General features: G+C 70.9%; 16 protein-coding genes. 6 read left to right on the top strand and 10 right to left on the bottom strand.

Annotated features, from left to right (window positions below; all coding sequences use genetic code 11):
* Positions 1-97: 97 nt before the first annotated feature.
* Positions 98-319 (bottom strand): DUF6243 family protein, encoded by a 222-nt coding sequence (locus tag ACZ7L5_RS07005; protein ID WP_471515046.1) that lies wholly within the window; start codon positions 317-319, stop codon positions 98-100.
* 119 nt (positions 320-438) lie between these two features.
* On the opposite strand from ACZ7L5_RS07005, the gene ACZ7L5_RS07010 reads away from it, so the two are divergent.
* Positions 439-1,074, top strand: coding sequence for a TetR/AcrR family transcriptional regulator (locus ACZ7L5_RS07010; protein ID WP_471515048.1), 636 nt, complete (start codon positions 439-441; stop codon positions 1,072-1,074).
* A 156-nt stretch (positions 1,075-1,230) separates the two neighbouring features.
* Entirely contained in the window at positions 1,231-1,959 is a 729-nt protein-coding gene (locus tag ACZ7L5_RS07015; RefSeq protein ID WP_362377977.1) for a bifunctional DNA primase/polymerase, read from the top strand.
* Between the two features lie 14 nt (positions 1,960-1,973).
* On the opposite strand, the gene ACZ7L5_RS07020 is transcribed toward ACZ7L5_RS07015, so the two are convergent.
* From ACZ7L5_RS07020 to ACZ7L5_RS07050, 7 genes are all read right to left on the bottom strand, one after another.
* The gene (locus ACZ7L5_RS07020) at positions 1,974-2,966 is read right to left on the bottom strand and encodes an SCO2278 family lipoprotein (RefSeq protein ID WP_471515050.1); all 993 of its coding nucleotides are present in this window, start codon (positions 2,964-2,966) and stop codon (positions 1,974-1,976) included.
* Positions 2,926-3,798 carry an iron uptake transporter permease EfeU gene (gene efeU / locus ACZ7L5_RS07025; protein WP_471515052.1) on the bottom strand — a complete coding sequence of 291 codons (873 nt, stop codon included), beginning with the start codon at positions 3,796-3,798 and terminating at the stop codon, positions 2,926-2,928. Before efeU ends, ACZ7L5_RS07020 begins: the two co-directional genes overlap by 41 nt.
* Before the next feature lie 3 nt (positions 3,799-3,801).
* The gene (efeB, locus tag ACZ7L5_RS07030; protein ID WP_363044220.1) at positions 3,802-5,061 is read right to left on the bottom strand and encodes an iron uptake transporter deferrochelatase/peroxidase subunit; all 1,260 of its coding nucleotides are present in this window, start codon (positions 5,059-5,061) and stop codon (positions 3,802-3,804) included.
* Positions 5,062-5,071: 10 nt separating this feature from the next.
* Positions 5,072-6,217, bottom strand: coding sequence for an iron uptake system protein EfeO (efeO, locus tag ACZ7L5_RS07035; protein WP_471515056.1), 1,146 nt, complete (start codon positions 6,215-6,217; stop codon positions 5,072-5,074).
* A 154-nt stretch (positions 6,218-6,371) separates the two neighbouring features.
* Positions 6,372-7,187 carry a heme ABC transporter ATP-binding protein gene (locus tag ACZ7L5_RS07040; RefSeq protein ID WP_471515057.1) on the bottom strand — a complete coding sequence of 272 codons (816 nt, stop codon included), beginning with the start codon at positions 7,185-7,187 and terminating at the stop codon, positions 6,372-6,374.
* A gap of 99 nt (positions 7,188-7,286) precedes the next feature.
* Positions 7,287-8,372, bottom strand: coding sequence for a FecCD family ABC transporter permease (locus ACZ7L5_RS07045; protein WP_471515059.1), 1,086 nt, complete (start codon positions 8,370-8,372; stop codon positions 7,287-7,289).
* Positions 8,369-9,373 (bottom strand): heme/hemin ABC transporter substrate-binding protein, encoded by a 1,005-nt coding sequence (locus tag ACZ7L5_RS07050; protein WP_471515061.1) that lies wholly within the window; start codon positions 9,371-9,373, stop codon positions 8,369-8,371. Before ACZ7L5_RS07050 ends, ACZ7L5_RS07045 begins: the two co-directional genes overlap by 4 nt.
* A 136-nt stretch (positions 9,374-9,509) precedes the next feature.
* On the opposite strand from ACZ7L5_RS07050, the gene ACZ7L5_RS07055 reads away from it, so the two are divergent.
* The 4 genes from ACZ7L5_RS07055 to ACZ7L5_RS07070 all read left to right on the top strand — a co-directional run bounded on the left by ACZ7L5_RS07055 (position 9,510) and on the right by ACZ7L5_RS07070 (position 14,128).
* Complete coding sequence (locus ACZ7L5_RS07055; protein WP_471515063.1) at positions 9,510-10,937, top strand: HtaA domain-containing protein; 1,428 nt, start codon at positions 9,510-9,512, stop codon at positions 10,935-10,937.
* A gap of 113 nt (positions 10,938-11,050) precedes the next feature.
* Positions 11,051-12,592, top strand: coding sequence for an HtaA domain-containing protein (locus ACZ7L5_RS07060; protein ID WP_471515065.1), 1,542 nt, complete (start codon positions 11,051-11,053; stop codon positions 12,590-12,592).
* A 10-nt stretch (positions 12,593-12,602) separates the two neighbouring features.
* The gene (locus tag ACZ7L5_RS07065; RefSeq protein ID WP_471515067.1) at positions 12,603-13,487 is read left to right on the top strand and encodes a hypothetical protein; all 885 of its coding nucleotides are present in this window, start codon (positions 12,603-12,605) and stop codon (positions 13,485-13,487) included.
* Positions 13,484-14,128, top strand: coding sequence for a PhzF family phenazine biosynthesis protein (locus ACZ7L5_RS07070; RefSeq protein WP_467482350.1), 645 nt, complete (start codon positions 13,484-13,486; stop codon positions 14,126-14,128). Before ACZ7L5_RS07065 ends, ACZ7L5_RS07070 begins: the two co-directional genes overlap by 4 nt.
* A gap of 19 nt (positions 14,129-14,147) precedes the next feature.
* On the opposite strand, the gene ACZ7L5_RS07075 is transcribed toward ACZ7L5_RS07070, so the two are convergent.
* Both ACZ7L5_RS07075 and map read right to left on the bottom strand, forming a co-directional pair.
* Positions 14,148-14,795 (bottom strand): biliverdin-producing heme oxygenase, encoded by a 648-nt coding sequence (locus ACZ7L5_RS07075; protein ID WP_369270645.1) that lies wholly within the window; start codon positions 14,793-14,795, stop codon positions 14,148-14,150.
* Positions 14,796-14,917: 122 nt separating this feature from the next.
* Positions 14,918-15,781, bottom strand: coding sequence for a type I methionyl aminopeptidase (gene map, locus ACZ7L5_RS07080; RefSeq protein WP_471515069.1), 864 nt, complete (start codon positions 15,779-15,781; stop codon positions 14,918-14,920).
* Between the last annotated feature and the right edge of the window lie 25 nt (positions 15,782-15,806).

Raw genomic sequence — 15,806 nt, forward strand, 5'->3', positions numbered from 1 at the left:
GCAGCTGCAAGGCGGAGGAGGGAGTCGGCGACCGACGACAACGCCGCAGATGTGCGTGCCAGACCCCGCGACGCCGGGATGATCCAAACGACAAGGCCTAGGACGCCTGCTCGTTCTCCTGGGACACCTCCGCCCCCTCCTCGTGCGCCTCGTGGTCGGCGTTCTTCTCCTGGAACCTGCGCAGCAGCTCCTTCTTCTGCGCCTGAGGGTCGACCGCGCCGCCGATCCGGCCGTTGCGGCCGCCGCCGCGCAGTTCCGTGCGGCCGAGGTGCCGGCGGGTGCCGCCGACGCCCAGCATGTTTCCTCCGCCTCGGGCCATGGTGTGGCTCCTCTCCGCTTCCGTTCTCGCCATCCGCAGGGTGACGAGACGTATCGTCTCGATTGCCCTCTCAGGATCCGGCGAGACGCTCCGTCTTGTCAACCTGATAAATTCGAGCCATGGCAGCTCAGAAGTCCGTTCAACCCGTACCCAACAGCACCCGCCGGAGCGAGAAGTCCCGCCGGGCCATCTACGACGCCGCCCTCGCCCTCGTCGGGGAGGTCGGCTACCCCAGGACCACGATCGAGGGCATCGCCGCCCGCGCCGGTGTCGGCAAGCAGACGATCTACCGCTGGTGGTCGTCGAAGGCGGACGTCCTGCTGGAGGCCTTCCTCGACCTGAGTGAACAGGCGTCCCGGGACGCAGGCCCGGAGTACGAGTTCGCCATCCCGGACACCGGCGACCTCGCCGCCGACCTCAAGGCCGTGCTGCGCCTCACCGTCGACCAGCTCAAGGACCCCAGCTTCGAGATCCCGTCCCGTGCCCTGGCCGCCGAGGGCGTGGTCAACGAGGAGCTCGGGCGGGTCTTCGTGGCCAAGCTCCTCGCGCCCTCGCTCCAGCTGTACGTCGACCGGGTGCGCGCCGCCCAGGAGGCCGGCCAGGTCCGCCAGGATGTCGATCCGCGCATCGCCCTCGAACTCTGGGTCTCCCCGCTCGCCCAGCGCTGGCTCCAGTACACGGGCCCGATCACGTACGAGTACACGGACACCCTGGTCGACTACGCCCTCCACGGCATCGCCCCGCGCACGCGGTAAGGGCGTGAATGACGCCGAAGCGGCGCATTGCTGATGATCCAGGTGCTGTGTACGCCTCGCCCCACCTGGCCCGGTTGTCCGCTACGGCCCCCCGAAGCGCACGATGGTGGGACCATAGGGCATGCTGTTCCGCACGACAGCGAGGCGAGGGGATAGATGAGCGCGGAGTTGGGCCGGACCGGCCTGCAGGGCAAACTCTCCCAGTGGCTGCGCGGACGCCGCCCCAAGGAGGCCGCCGGCGACGGTGGCCGGGAGGCCCTGCTGCTCGCCGCCGCCGCGGCGGGACTGCCGCTCGCGCCCGCCGCACACCCGGCCGGCTACCGATGTTCCTGTGATCGCGTCGGCTGTCCCACGCCCGCCCGGCACCCGGTGTCCTTCGCCTGGCAGACGCAGTCCACCACCGACCGTGCCCAGATCGAGCGCTGGGCCCGCCACCAGCCGCAGGCCAACTTCATCACCGCCACCGGCATGGTGCACGACGTCATGGACGTCCCGGTCGAGGCCGGGCTGGAGGCCCTGGAGCGGCTGCTCGGCGCCGGCATCGAGGTCGGTCCCGTCGCCGAGAGCGACGACGGCCGCCTGCTGTTCTTCACCCTCACCCGCGGCACCCCCGAGGACGAGGACGAGTGGTGGCCCTGCGAGCTGGACTGCCACCCCGAGACCATGGACGAGCACCCGGGACTGCGCTGGCACTGCCGCGGCTCGTACGTCCTCGTACCGCCGGCGCAGCTGCCCGGTGACCAGTCCGTGCACTGGGTACGCGGCCTCGAACACCCGCTGCCCGACCCGCTCAGCCTCCTGGAGACACTCACCGACGCCTGCGCCCGCTACGTCGGCGAGGAGCCCGACCACGTCTCCGCGGCCTGGCCCCTGCGCCGCCACTGAGTCCCGGCGGCGCGCTACTCGCCCTTCGCCGAGGTCATTCCCTGGATCCGGCCGATGACCTTCACCTTTCCGGAGCCCTTCGGGTCCAGCGCCACATCGGTGGAGACGAACTCCATCGTCAGCGACTGCTTGATCTCGCCGTTCGTCAGCGCCAGCACGCCCTTGCCCGGCGTGGGGACGGCCGCACCCGTGTGGGCGGTCTCCTTCTCGTAGTGACGCGTGGTGAAGAACACCAGCGCCCCGCCGTCCTTCGTGCGCAGCGCCAGCGGCTGGTAGTCGCCGCTCGTCAACGGCTCGTCGATGTACTGCCTGACCAAGCCCGGCCGCTCGGCCTTCTGCGACCGCTCGGTACGCCAGGCGCTGGTGTGGCGGCCGCTTGCGAAGGTGTCGCCGCCGTCCTTGAGGTAGGTCACGTAGTCCTTGCTCAAGTCCTCGGGCGCCACGGCCAGTTCGGTCGAGTTCGCGGGCACGGCCTCGGCCCAGCCGTCCTTGTCCGTCTTGAACTGCGGTACGTCATCGGGGGCCAGCAGCGTCAGATACGCCGCCTCCCACGGATCGGCCAGGCTGTCCCGGCTGAACACGAAGACCCAGCGGGCGCTGCCGCCCTTGTTGGCGGCCGCGTCGGCCACGAACCAGCGCGGCCAGCCCGCCTTCTTCGGGATCGTGAACTTGGTGTCCGACAGCTCCAGCGGCGCGTGCTTCGCGTTGCCGTCGGGACTGACCGCCTTGCCCGCCTTCAGCCGCGCCTCGTCGATGGCGCCGAAGGCGCCCGTGACATGGTCGGCGTCCAGGGAACTGTCGTAGGCCTTGTCGGCCTTGTTGTACGCGGCTGTGAACTGCTGGAGGGCCTTGGCGGCCTCCGCCTTGGTGGCCGAGGGGAGCACTTCCTTCTCCCCGTGGACCACCACGCATCCGCTTGCCGTCAACGACAAAGCGGTCAGCGATGCCGCTATCAGTGCGCTCCGGTCAAGCCTGCGGAGCCTTCGAGGGCCGCGATCCCTGCTCATCAGGTGCCTTCACCTTCCCCTTCCCGGAGGCGAACCCTACCGGGGCGAGGAACAGCGCGAGTGTCGGGATCAGGTACAGCAGCCACACCGTGACCTGGAGGACGGTCGGGTCCGGCTGGAAGTTGAAGACGCCCTTCAGCAGGGTGCCGTACCAGCTGGACGGATCGATGGTGTCGCTGATGTCGAACGCCTTGTCGCTCAGGCCCGGCACCCAGCGCGCCTCCTGGAGGTCGTGGACACCGTACGCAAGGACGCCCGCCGCCACGACGACCAGCATGCCGCCCGTCCAGGTGAAGAACTTGGCGAGGTTGATGCGCACGGCGCCGCGGTAGAACAGCCAGCCCAGGACGACTGCCGTGGCGATGCCGAGGGCGACGCCGATCAGCGGGCGCGGGGTGCCGTCGCCGGCCGCGCGCACCGATGCCCACACGAACAGGGCCGTCTCCAGGCCCTCCCGGCCGACGGCCAGGAACGCGGTCGCGACCAGCGCGCCCGTGCCCATCTGCAGGGCCGCGTCCAGCTTGCCGTGCAGCTCGGACTTGAGGTGCCGGGCGGTGCGCCGCATCCAGAAGACCATCCACGTCACCAGGCCCACCGCGATGATCGACAGGGAGCCGCCGAGCGCCTCCTGTGCCTCGAACGTCAGCTCCTGCGAGCCGAATTCGAGCGCGCAGCCGAAGCCGAGCGCGATCGCGACGGCGACCGCGATGCCGATCCAGATGGGCTTCAGCGCGTCCCTACGGTCGGTCTTGACCAGGTACGCGATGAGGATGCAGACGACGAGGCTCGCTTCCAGTCCCTCGCGCAGGCCGATCAGGTAGTTGGAGAACACGGACTACGCCTCCTTGGAGAACAGCGTGCTGCCCCACCAGTCGTCCTTGTCGCGGACGCCGGGCGGGACCGCGAACAGCGCCGAACCCACGTGCTGGATGTACTCGTTGAGCGAGTCGGGGGCCAGGTTGCGCTGGATCCGGATGAACCCGGTGCGCGGGTCGCGCTGGTAGGCGAGGAAGAACAGGCCCGCGTCCAGGCGGCCGAGGCCGTCGGTGCCGTCGGTGAAGGAGTAGCCGCGGCGCAGGAGCGTCGCCCCGTCGTTGGAGTCGGGGTGCGCGAGCCGGACGTGCGCGTCGGGCAGCATCGCCTTCAGGAACGGCTCGTCGCGCTCCTTCGCCTTGCCGACCGGGGCGCCCTCGCCCTTGTCCCGGCCGATGATGTCCTCCTGCTCCTGGAGGGACGTGCGGTCCCAGGTCTCGATGTGCATCCGGATGCGGCGCGCGACGAGGTAGGAACCGCCGCTCATCCACGCGGGACCCTCCGAAGGGTCCACCCACACGAACTTCTTCAGACGGTCCGTCTCCGTCCCCGCGATGTTGCGGGTGCCGTCCTTGAAGCCCATGAGGTTGCGCGGGGTCTGCTCCTCGGGGGTCGTAGACGAGGTCTTCCCGAAGCCCAGCTGGGACCAGCGGATGACGACCTTGCCGAAGCCGATGCGGGCCAGGTTGCGGATCGCGTGCACGGCGACCTGCGGGTCGTCCGCGCAGGCCTGGATGCACAGGTCGCCGCCGCTGCGGTTCCGGTCCAGGTTGTCGCCGGCGAACTTCGGCAGCTCGACGAGGGCTTCGGGGCGGGCGTCAGCGATGCCGAAGCTCTCGCCGTACTTCTCGAAGAGCGACGGCCCGAAGCCGATCGTCAGGGTCAGCCGCGACGGCTTCAGCCCGAGGGCCTCACCGGTGTCGTCCGGCGGCGCCTCGGCCAGACCGCCGAACCCGCCCTCGCCGACCGCCTGCCCGGCGGTCATCCGGCGTGCGGCGGCCGTCCAGTCCTTCAGCATCTGCACGAACTCGGCCCGGTCGTCGGTCTTCACGTCGAACGCGGCGAAGTGCAGCCGGTCCTGCACCGGCGTGGCGATACCGGCCTGGTGGTCACCGTGGAAGGCGACGGCACCGCCTGCCGCCGCGCCCACCGGTTCCACGTCGTTGCCGGTGCGCGTCATGGCCACGGCACCGCCGGCCGCGACGGCACCGAGCGCGAGCCCGGCACCGCCCCAGCCGATCAGGGAACGCCGGGAGGGAGTGCCTTCGGTCGATTCCGTCATGGCGTTGTCCCTACTTCACGACGACGGCGGCGGCGAGCTTGGACAGCGGCTCCGCGAGGGCGTTGACGCCGTCCGACAGCTCCTTGCGGTCGGCCTTGCCGACCTTGTCGTACGAGGTGAAGTCGTACGACGCCTTGTCCGCGCGGTACTTGTCGAGCAGCGTGTCCAGCGCCGCGAACTGCTTGTCGAGCTCGGTGACCAGCGCCGGGTCGTTCTCCTGCGCGACCGGCTTCAGCAGCTCGTAGGCCTTCTCGGCGCCCTCGACGTTGGCCTTGAAGTCGACCAGGTCGGTGTGCGAGTAGCGCTCCTCCTCGCCGGTGACCTTGCCGGTGGCGACCTCGTCGAGGAGTTCCTTGGCGCCGTTGGCCATGGAGGTCGGGGTGATCTCGGCCTTGCCGACCCGCTTCTGCCAGTCCTTCAGGTCGGTGATCAGCTGGTCGGCGAGGGTGGTGTCCTCCGCCGTGAGCTTCTTGTCCTGCCAGAGGGACTTCTCCAGGCGGTGCCAGCCGGTCCACTTCTGGCCGTCCTCCAGGCCGTCCTCGCGGACGTCGACCTTCGGGTCGATGTCGCCGAAGGACTCCGCGACCGGCTCGGTGCGCTCCCAGCCGATGCGGGAGGGGGCGTAGGCCTTCTTCGCGGCCTCGATGTCGCCGTCCTTGACGGCCTTGGCGAACGCCTCCGCCTTCGGCAGTGTCTCGTCGGCCTGCTCCTGCGCGTACTCGCGGTAGGCGGCGACGGCCTTGTCCAGCCGGGGGTCGCGCTTGGCGGCCGTGCCCTTGCCGGTGGCCTTGACGGTCTGCCGGATGCCGTCGCCCTTCATGCCGGGCTTGCAGGCGATGGTGTAGTCGCCCGCCTTCACCTCGGCGGTCACCGTCTGCTTGGTGCCGGGGCCTATGTTCTCGCGCTCGGTGACGATGCGGTCGTCCGGGAAGAGGATGTAGACCTCGGTGACCTTGGAACCCTTGTTCTCGATGGCGAGTTCGACGTGCCCGGCCGGGAACTCCTTCTTCGACACCTCGCACTTGTCGTCCGTCGCGGTCACGTTGACGACCCGGTCATCGCCCGCCGAGCTGCCCTTCTCGGTGCACCCCGTGACGGCGGTCAGGGCCGCCACGGTGGCGGCGGCGGTGACGACGGAGAGTCTGGCGGGTCGCATGAGGGCTCCAGTGGGTGGCCGAAAAGAGTGCACGACGGGGACGGGCCTCACGCGGAACGGGAAGGTGAGGCTCACCTAACGCACCTAAGGATCGCCGAATTGGCCAAAATCGCCCCCATGGGGAAGTCAAAGGAACGTCAAAGGTTGCCCGCCTTCAGCGCCGCGGAGTCACCAGGACCTCTCCCGTCCGCGGATGCGGGAGCACCTCCACCGGCTGGTCGTAGACCTCCGACAGCAGCCGGTCGGAGAACACCTCGGCGGGCGGCCCGTCCGCCGCGACCCGCCCGGCACGCAGGATCGCCACCCGGTGCGCGTAAGCCGCCGCGAGCCCCAGATCGTGCAGCACGACCACCACCGCGTCCCCGGCCCGCGCCCGCTCCCGGCACAACCGCAGCACCAGCTCCTGATGCTTGAGGTCCAGCGCCGCCGTCGGCTCGTCGAGCAGCAGCAACGGCGCACGCTGCGCCAGCACCCGCGCGAGCGCGACCCGGGCCCGCTCGCCACCACTGAGCGCGGAGAACGGCCGTACGGCGAACTCCGTCACCTCGGTGGCGGCCATGGCCTCGGCGACGGCGCGGTCGTCCCCGCCGGGGTGTACGGCCGCCCAGGGGGCGCGGCCCATCCGGACGACCTCCTCGACCGCGAAGGGGAACGAGAGGGACGCCGACTGGGGAAGCACGGCACGGCGCAGGGCGAGTTCGGGCGCCGACCAGTCGCCCGCCGGACGCCCGTGGATCCGTACGACCCCCTCGGCGGCCGGAAGATCGGCGGCCAGCGCGCTCAACAGGGTGGACTTCCCGGCGCCGTTGGGCCCGACGAGAGCGAGGACCTCGCCGGCGCGGACGGTCACGGAGACGCTGTGCAGCACCTCGCGGGAGCCGAGGCGCACATGGAGGTTCTCGGTCTCGGCGAGGGTGTCGCCGGGGTCGGCGGGGGCCGGGGGAACGGGACGAGGGCGGAGAAGTCTCATGAGAGGGCTCCTTCTTGAGAAGGGGACTGAGGAACCTAAGGGGCGCGGGAAACTGTGCGACGAGCCCCCACCCACCCGCGGACGACACACGACCTCCCCCTAGGCCCAACCTCCCTGTCGCCGCCGCGTCCTGCGCAACAACCAGAAGAAGAACGGGCTGCCGAGGAGCGCGGTCAAAACACCGAGCGGCAACTCCGCCGGCGCCGCAACCGTCCGCGCCGCAAGATCCGCCGCGAGCAGCACCACCGCCCCACCCAGCGCACTCCCCGGAATGAGAAACCGATGCCCCGGCCCCGCCGCCATCCGCAGCAGATGCGGCACGACGAGCCCGATGAACCCGATGACCCCGGAGACACTCACGGCGGCAGCGGTGAGCAGCGCGACGACCAGGATCAACGCAACGCGCATCCGCTCCACGTCCACCCCCAGATGCCGCGCGGGCCGGTCGCCGAGCGCGAGCAGGTCCAGGCGGCGTGCGTACAGCGGTGCCGCCACCAGACCGACGACCGCACAGGGCAGGACCGCCGTCACCTTGGGCCAGGTGGACTGGGCGAGGGAGCCGAGCTGCCAGAAGGTGATCTGGTTCACCGCGGCGGTGTCCGCGAGGTAGATGAACAGGCCGATGAGCGCCCCGGCGAAGGCGTTGACCGCGATGCCCATGAGGATCAGGGTCACGACCTCCGTACGGCCGGCCGACCGGGACATCGAGTACACCAGCAGTACGGTGCCGAGCCCGGCGACGAAGGCCATCGCGGGCAGGGTCCAGTTGCCGAGGAAGGTCAGCCCGAGCGAGATGGAGGCCACCGCCCCGACGGCCGCGCCCAGGGAGACGCCGATGGTGCTCGGCTCGGCGAGCGGGTTGCCGAACACGCCCTGCATCAGCGCTCCGGCGCAGCCCAGCGAGGCCCCGATGAGCAGCGCGAGCACGATCCGAGGGAAGCGCACGTTCCACAGCACGGACTCGGCGACCCGGTCCAACTCGCCGCCCCCGAGCCCGACTTTGTGCTGCAGGGAGCCGAGGACGTCCCCGACCGGAATCGGGTAGGCGCCGATCCCGGCGGCGACCGGGACGAGCACGAGGAGGGCGACGCTCATGCCGACGGTCAGCAGCCACGCGGTGGTGTGCCGGCTGCGGAGCGGCCTTTCGGCCACCGCCTCGGGCGCGGCCTTCTCCAGCACGGTCATGCCGCGTCTCTCTTCTTGTAGAGCTGCTCCACGACCGACCTCAGCACCTGGTCGGTGCGCGGGCCGTAGCTCAGCAGTGCGCCGTCCTCGATCGAGACGACCCGGCGGTTCATTCCCGCCGGGGTCTCGGCGACGCCCGGGATCTTCACCAGTCCGTCGACGCCGCCGACGGAATCAAGTCCCTTGGACATCACGAGAATCGCGTCCGGCGCCGCCTTGATGAGGGCCTCGCTGGTGATGGCGGTGAAGTCCTTGTCCAGTCCCGACTCGGCCCCGGCGTCGACCGCGCCGGCCGCCTCGACGAGGGAGCCGGCGCCGGAGTCCTTGCCGCCGATGAGGTAGACGGAGGCGGAGCCGCGCAGATAGAGGAAGGCGACCCGCGGCTTCTCGCTCTGCCGGGGAACTCCCTTGCGTACGGCGGTGATCCGTTCCTGCGACCGCTCGGCCAGCTGCCGGCCGGCCGACGGCACGCCAAGGGTGTCGGCGACGGCCTGGATGCGCGGGCCGACGTCGGCCAGGCCGTGGGCCGGGGCGACCACGAGGACCGGGATGCCCGCGGCACGGATCTGGTCCATGGCCTCCTCGGGGCCGGTGGTGGTCTCGGCGAGCACCAGGTCCGGCTTGAGCGACAACACGCTCTCCGCCGAGACGTCATGGCCCCGGGTGACGACGGGCAGCTTCGTCGCCTGTTCGAACGTGGCGGTGATGTCCCGGGCGACGACACGGTCGCCGAGCCCGAGCGTGAAGACGATCTCGCTGAGGCTGCCGGAGAGGGGGACGAGGCGCCGGGCCTTCTCGACCGTCACCTTCTTGCCGTCGGCCGCGGAGACCGTGGCGGGAAGGCTCGGAGCCGGGGTGTTCTCCAGGGGCTCGACCCGGTTGGCGGTCGTCGTCGTGGGGGCCGGCTTCTTCGCCGGGTCCGCTGCCGACGGGCCACCACAGGCCGTCGCCGTGGTGAGGGCGAGCACCGCCAGCAGGGCGCCCGTCAGTCGTGTGCGCAAGGGTCGCACGGTCCGTCCGTTCCTCTCGGTATGCCGTTTCAGCTCGGTCACGGCCGTTTCAGCTGGCCAAAGCTTAGGTTAGCCTTACCTTCGTTCGCTACCGGTCGTCGTGTCCGTCGTCTCCGGAGGACCTCTCATGCCTGTCCGCCTACGTGTCCTGGTCGCCGTGCTCTGCGCGGTCGTCCTCGGAGCCCTGCTCCCGGTGACCGCCGCGTCCGCCGCGAGCCGCACCGTGCAGGGCGGGCGGCTCGACTGGGGCGTCAAAGCGTCCTTCCAGAGCTACGTCACCGGGCCCATCGCGAAGGGCAGTTACTCCCTGACCGGCGGCGCGGCCACCGTGGGCAGCGGCGGCTTCCGCTTCCACTCGGCCACGGGGACGTACGACGGCGACACCGGCGCCTTCACCGCGTCCTTCTCCGGCGGCGTCCACTTCGTCGGCCACAAGACGGGTGGCGGCACCTACCAGCTCGACCTCACCATCAGCCGGCCCACCGTCCGGATCTCCGGCTCAAGCGGCACGCTGTTCGTGGACGTCACCAGCAAGGCGAAGGGCACCGGGGCGGTCACGACGTCCTCGCAGGTGCCCTTCGCCTCCCTCTCCCTCGGCGGGATCGACATGAGGGGCGGAGGCGACACGGTCGCCCTCAACAACCTGCCCGCCACGCTCACCGCGCAGGGCGCCAAGTCCTTCGCCGGGTACTACACCGCCGGGACCGCGCTCGACCCGGTGAGCCTGTCGGCGGACGTGCGGGCGGCGGCGACCAAGAAGCCGGCACCCTCGCCCACGCCGAGTGCCACCAAGTCCCCGGCGAAGAAGGAGACTTCCGGCGGCAAGCTCGTGGACGGCGCCGTCGACTGGGGTGTGCGCCGCACGTTCCGGGAGTACGTCACCGGGGACATCGCCAAGGGCGAGTGGGCCCTGTCGTCCGGCGCCGAGGACGGCGGTGCGCTGTTCCGCTTCCCCGACGGGGAGGGGACGTTGAAGGAAGGTGACCTCAGGGCGTCGTTCAAGGGCGCGGTCCGCTTCACCGGGGCACAGGGCCTCGACCTGGAACTGAGCGGCGTCCGTGCCACCGTCGCGGACGGCAAGGGCACGCTCCTCGCCGACGTGGCCGGCGCCGGCTTCACAGGCGACAAAGTCCCCCTGGTCACCTTCACGGCCGAGGACCTCAAGGCGAAGGACGGCCTGGCGAAGATCACCGAAGCCCCCGCGAGGCTCACCGCCGAGGGTGCCAAGGCCTTCGGCGGGATGTACAAGGCGGGCACCGAGATGGACCCGGTGTCGCTGGCCGTCGCCACCACCGACGACGCCGAACTGCCCGCCCTGCCCGACCTGGGCAGCACCCCCACGGCGAGCGCGACGCCGGACCAGTCGTCGGCGTCCCCCGGCCCGTCGGCCGAACCCGTCGCGAGCACCTCCGACGATGACGGCGTCCCCGCCCTGCCCATCGGCCTCGCGGCCGGGTTCCTGCTGCTCGCGGGCGCGGCCTTCGCGTTCGTCACCGTACGCAGGCGCCGTACCCGGCCGGCCGGTGAGGCCGTCCCTCAGTCCGACGAGGACTGAACGTCCCAAGAGGACTTCCCCCCAAGCCCCGACCGCCGTGCCCGCGCCGCCCCCGGCCGCCGCGGCGGACACCCGCCCACGGACTCCCACCCACCGCAAGGAGAACCCCGACCATGTCCGCCACTTCCCGCAGACGCCGTCCCGTCACCCTCGCCGCCGCTGTCGCCACCGCGGCCGCGCTGGGCGCCACCGCACTCGCCACCCTCGGCGCCGGCACCGCATCGGCGGCCGAAGTCCCGCTCAGCGGCTACGAGTTGACGTGGGGCATCAAGCAGTCGTACCGCACCTACGTGACCGGCATGGCGGCCGGCAGCTTCACCGCGAAGGACGGTGCCTCGCAGGCCGCCGGGAACGGCGCGTTCACCTTCACGGACGGCACCGGCACCTACGACTCCACGGCCCACACCGTCGACCTCGCCTTCAAGGGCGACCTCCAGATCGTCTCCAAGCTGCACGGCTTCGACATCGCCCTGTCCGACGTGCGGTTCGACAGCGCGGCCGCCGAGATCACCGCCGATGTCACCAAGTCCGGTACGACCGCGCAGGACGTGCCGCTCGCCGACGTCACCGTGACCCGGGCGATGAGCGACATGGCGACCAAGCTGACGAAGGAGGCCGCGGACGTCTTCGGCAGCGCGAGCTACGAGGGCGCGGCGGGGGACCCGCTCACCGTCGTACAGAAGACTCCGCCCCAGTCGCCGACGCCCACGCCGACCCCCACGGCCACCGCCACGCAGTCCCCGAGCCCGACCCCGACCCCGACGCCGACCGCGACGGCCACGCAGTCCCCGACCCCGACCGCCACGGCGACCGGATCCGCCTCGCCGTCCACGAGCGCCGACCCCTCCGAGTCCGCCCCCGAGGCGCCGGCCCAGGGCGACATAGCCGACGGCACGCTCGACTGGGGCGTTAAGCAGTCCTTCCGTACGTACGTCGTGGGCAATGTGGCGAAGGGTGAGATCACGACGTCGGACGGCGCCTCGCAGGCCACCGGCAACGGGGCCTTCACCTTCGTCGACGCGACGGGGGAGTACGACACCGACGCCGGCACCCTCTCCGCGAGCTTCGAGGGCGCCTTCAACTTCAAGGGCCACAAGGGTGAGGGCGAGAACGGCGGGTACGGCCTCGACCTCACCCTGAACAACCTCCGCGCGACCCTCGACGAGGGCACCGGCGAACTCACCGCCAATGTCACAAGCCTCGGCGAGAAGACCGAGGACGTGGTCCTGGCCGACCTGAAGGCGAACGAGTCCGACCTGACCGCGCAGGACGACGTCATCACGGTCGACGACGTCGAGGCCACCCTCACCGAGGCCGGCGCGAAGGCCTTCGGCGGCTTCTACACCGCCGGCACCGAACTCGACCCGGTCGACCTGGCGGTGGCCCTGACGGCCGACGCGGACCTGCCCGGCGACGACGACGGCTCGACGGGGGGATCGACCGGCGGTTCCACGGGCGGTTCGAGCGGCGGCTCCTCCGGCACGGCGGGTTCGACCACCGGCGGCACGGGCTCGACGACCGGCGGTGTGACGGGCGGCCTCGCCAACACCGGTTCGGACGTGCCTGTGGCGGCGCTGGGCACGGCCGCCGCGGTGACCGCAGCCGCGGGCGCGGCCGTGGTGTTCGCGATGCGCAGGCGGCGTACCGACGCGTAAGACTGTCCCCATGAACAGGGGGCACAGAGAACTGCTGGGGCCGGGGCGGCTGGTACTGAACGTACGAGACCGTCCCGGCCCGCCGGCATTGCGTTTCGAGACCGCGGACCGGGGACGGCTGCTGCTGCGGCAGGGGGACCGCCCTGTGCTGCTGGGCCGGTCGGTGGGCGAGGGCTGCTGCCCGGAGCTCCATCTGCACCGCCTCGACGGCTACCGCTCACCGCTGCCGCCGCTGCGCTCGTCGGCCATGCGGTCGTCGCTCAACTGGCCGCACCAGTACGCACGTTGGCTTGAGGGAGCGGACGGGACCCCGTTGCGGGACGGACGCTGGGAGCTGGCCCTGCGGACCGGCTTCCCGCCGGGCATCTGGACCGAGGACTTCGTACGGGACTGGCCCGGCGGCCGACTGGGTCTGTACTGCGGGGGCGGCTGGCACGGAGTCCTCCCGCTGCGCCGGCTCTCCGCGCCGGATGCCGCGCGGGTGAAGGCGTACCGCAAGCACGCCCGCGACGGCACACTCGCGCCCGTCCTGTTGTGGTGGGTGTCCTTCCTGGACGGCTGGGTGATCCTCGACGGTCACGACCGGGCGGTGGCGGCACTGGCGGAGGACCGCACGCCGCAGTGCGTGGAACTGGGCCGGGTGCCCGACGAGGAGGAGTGGCGCCGGGCTGCCGGCGAGGTGACCGAGGCCCACGAGCACCGTATGCAAGGCCTGGCGGCGCGCGCCGACGACCCGGGCGCGGAACGCCAACGTGCCGGCATGGAAAGGGCGTACGGCGACACGATCGCCTCGTTGCCCTACGGCGTGCCCCCCACCCGCTTCCTGCCCCTCCCCGGCGGAGCCGCCGCCTGGGACGAGCTCGCCGCCCGGGTGATGTTTCAATTTCCCCCGTGACTGACTTCGACGTCCTGCGCGTCTTCTGCGGCCCCAACGGCGGATACGGCAACGAACTCGGCGTCGTCCGCGAGGGCTCCGTCATGCCCGACCGGGCCGACCGGCAGGCCTTCGCCGGCAAGCTCGGCTTCAGCGAGACCGTGTTCGTCGACGACCCCGAGCGCGGAGTCATCGACATCTACACCCCGACCCTGCGCCTGCCCTTCGCCGGTCACCCCTGCGTCGGCACGGCCTGGCTCCTCGACGTGCCCGAACTGATCACCCCGGCCGGCGTGGTCGGGGCACGGCTGGACGGCGAGTTCAGCTGGATCGAGGCACGGGCGGAGTGGGCTCCGCCGCGCACCCTGCGGCAGTACGGGACGGCGGCCGAGGTGGACGACCTCGACGTGCCCCCGCCAGGAGAGTGGATCTACGCGTGGGCGTGGGAGGACGAGGCGGCCGGCCGTATCCGGGCGCGTGCCTTCCCCGGCCGCGGTGACGGCATCGACGAGGACGAGGCGACCGGCGCGGCGGCCCTGCTGCTCACCGACCGCCTGGGCCGCGCCCTCAACATCACCCAGGGAGCCGGGTCCCAGATCCTCACGGCACCGCAGCCCGAGGGCTGGGTGGAGATCGGAGGGCGGGTCCTCCTGGAGCGCTGAGCCTCGCAAGCTCGTACGCTCAGGCGCTCAGCGGGAACTCCTCGCCCAGTGCCCGGAACACCGCCGTGTTCAAGGCGAACGCCTTCTTGCACTCCGCCACGATCCGCTGCTTCTCCAGGTCGTCGGCGCGGACCTGGTCCAGGAGTTCGCGGTAACCCCGCTTGAACGCCGCCGGGTTGGTGATCTCCTCGAAGACGTAGAAGCGGACCCCGTCGCCCTTGCGGGCGAAGCCCCAGGTCTTCTCCGCCTTGTCGCGGATGATCTGGCCGCCGGAGAGGTCGCCCAGGTAGCGCGTGTAGTGGTGGGCGATGTAGCCGGCCGGCCAGGTGTCGGCGCACTCCCGCACCCGGTCCGCGTACGCCTGCGTCGCGGGCAGTGCCGACAGCCCCGTCCGCCACCGCGGACCCCGCAGATGCGCCAGGTCCCGCTCCAGTGACGTCAGCCGGAACAGCTCCGGCTGGATGAAGGGTCCGGTCACCGGGTCCGACGCCAGCCGCTCGGTGCCGGTCTCCAGTGCCTCGTACACGAACCACAGCTGCTCGGTGTAGCGCGCGTACGCGTCCACGCCCAGCCGGCCGCCGAGCAGGTCGCTCATGAACGTCGAGGTCTCCGCCTCCACGTGCTGCTCGTGGGAGGCGGTGCGGATGACTGTCGAGAAGGAGTCCATGGCAGTATTTTCTGAGGTTAGGCTTACCTAAGTCAATAGGTTTGCCGACGCTGTGTCGGTAAAAGGGTACCGAGAAAACCCGCCCTCCGCAGGGCGAAGGACGGGTTCGGTGACCTGCTCTGTTACGGCAGTGTGAGGATCTCCGTCCCCGTCCCCGTCTCCGTCACCACCAGCGTGTGCTCGAACTGCGCGGTGCGCTTGCGGTCCTTCGTGACGACCGTCCAGCCGTCGTCCCACATGTCGTACTCGTGCGTGCCGAGCGTCAGCATCGGCTCGATCGTGAAGGTCATGCCGGGCTGGATGACCGTCGTCGCGTGCGGGCTGTCGTAGTGCGGGACGATCAGGCCGGAGTGGAACGACGAGTTGATGCCGTGACCGGTGAAGTCACGCACCACGCCGTAGCCGAAGCGCTTGGCGTACGACTCGATGACCCGCCCGATGATGTTGATCTGACGGCCCGGCTTGACCGCCTTGATCGCGCGGCTCAGGGCCTCCCGGGTCCGCTCCACCAGCAGCCGGGACTCCTCGTCGACGTCCCCGACCAGGTACGTGGCGTTGTTGTCGCCGTGCACCCCGCCGATGTACGCCGTCACGTCGAGGTTGACGATGTCGCCGTCGCGCAGCACCGTCGAGTCCGGGATGCCGTGGCAGATGACCTCGTTGACGCTGGTGCACAGGGACTTCGGGAAGCCGCGGTAGCCGAGCGTGGAGGGGTAGGCGCCGTGGTCGCACATGTACTCGTGCGCCGCCTTGTCCAGCTCGTCCGTCGTGACACCGGGCGCGATCAGCTTCGCCGCCTCGGCCATCGCCCGCGCGGCGATACGGCCGGCGGCACGCATCGCCTCGACGGTCTCCGGAGTCTGCACCTCCGGCCCCGTGTACGGCGTCGGCGCGGGCTTGCCGACGTACTCGGGGCGGCGGATGTTTCCGGGCACGGAACGGGTGGGGGAGAGCTCCCCTGGGACGAGCAGCGACTGGCCAGACATGCCAGCGAGTCTAACCAGCGGCCAT

It is taken from the genome of Streptomyces sp. NPDC107528 (assembly GCF_055639295.1).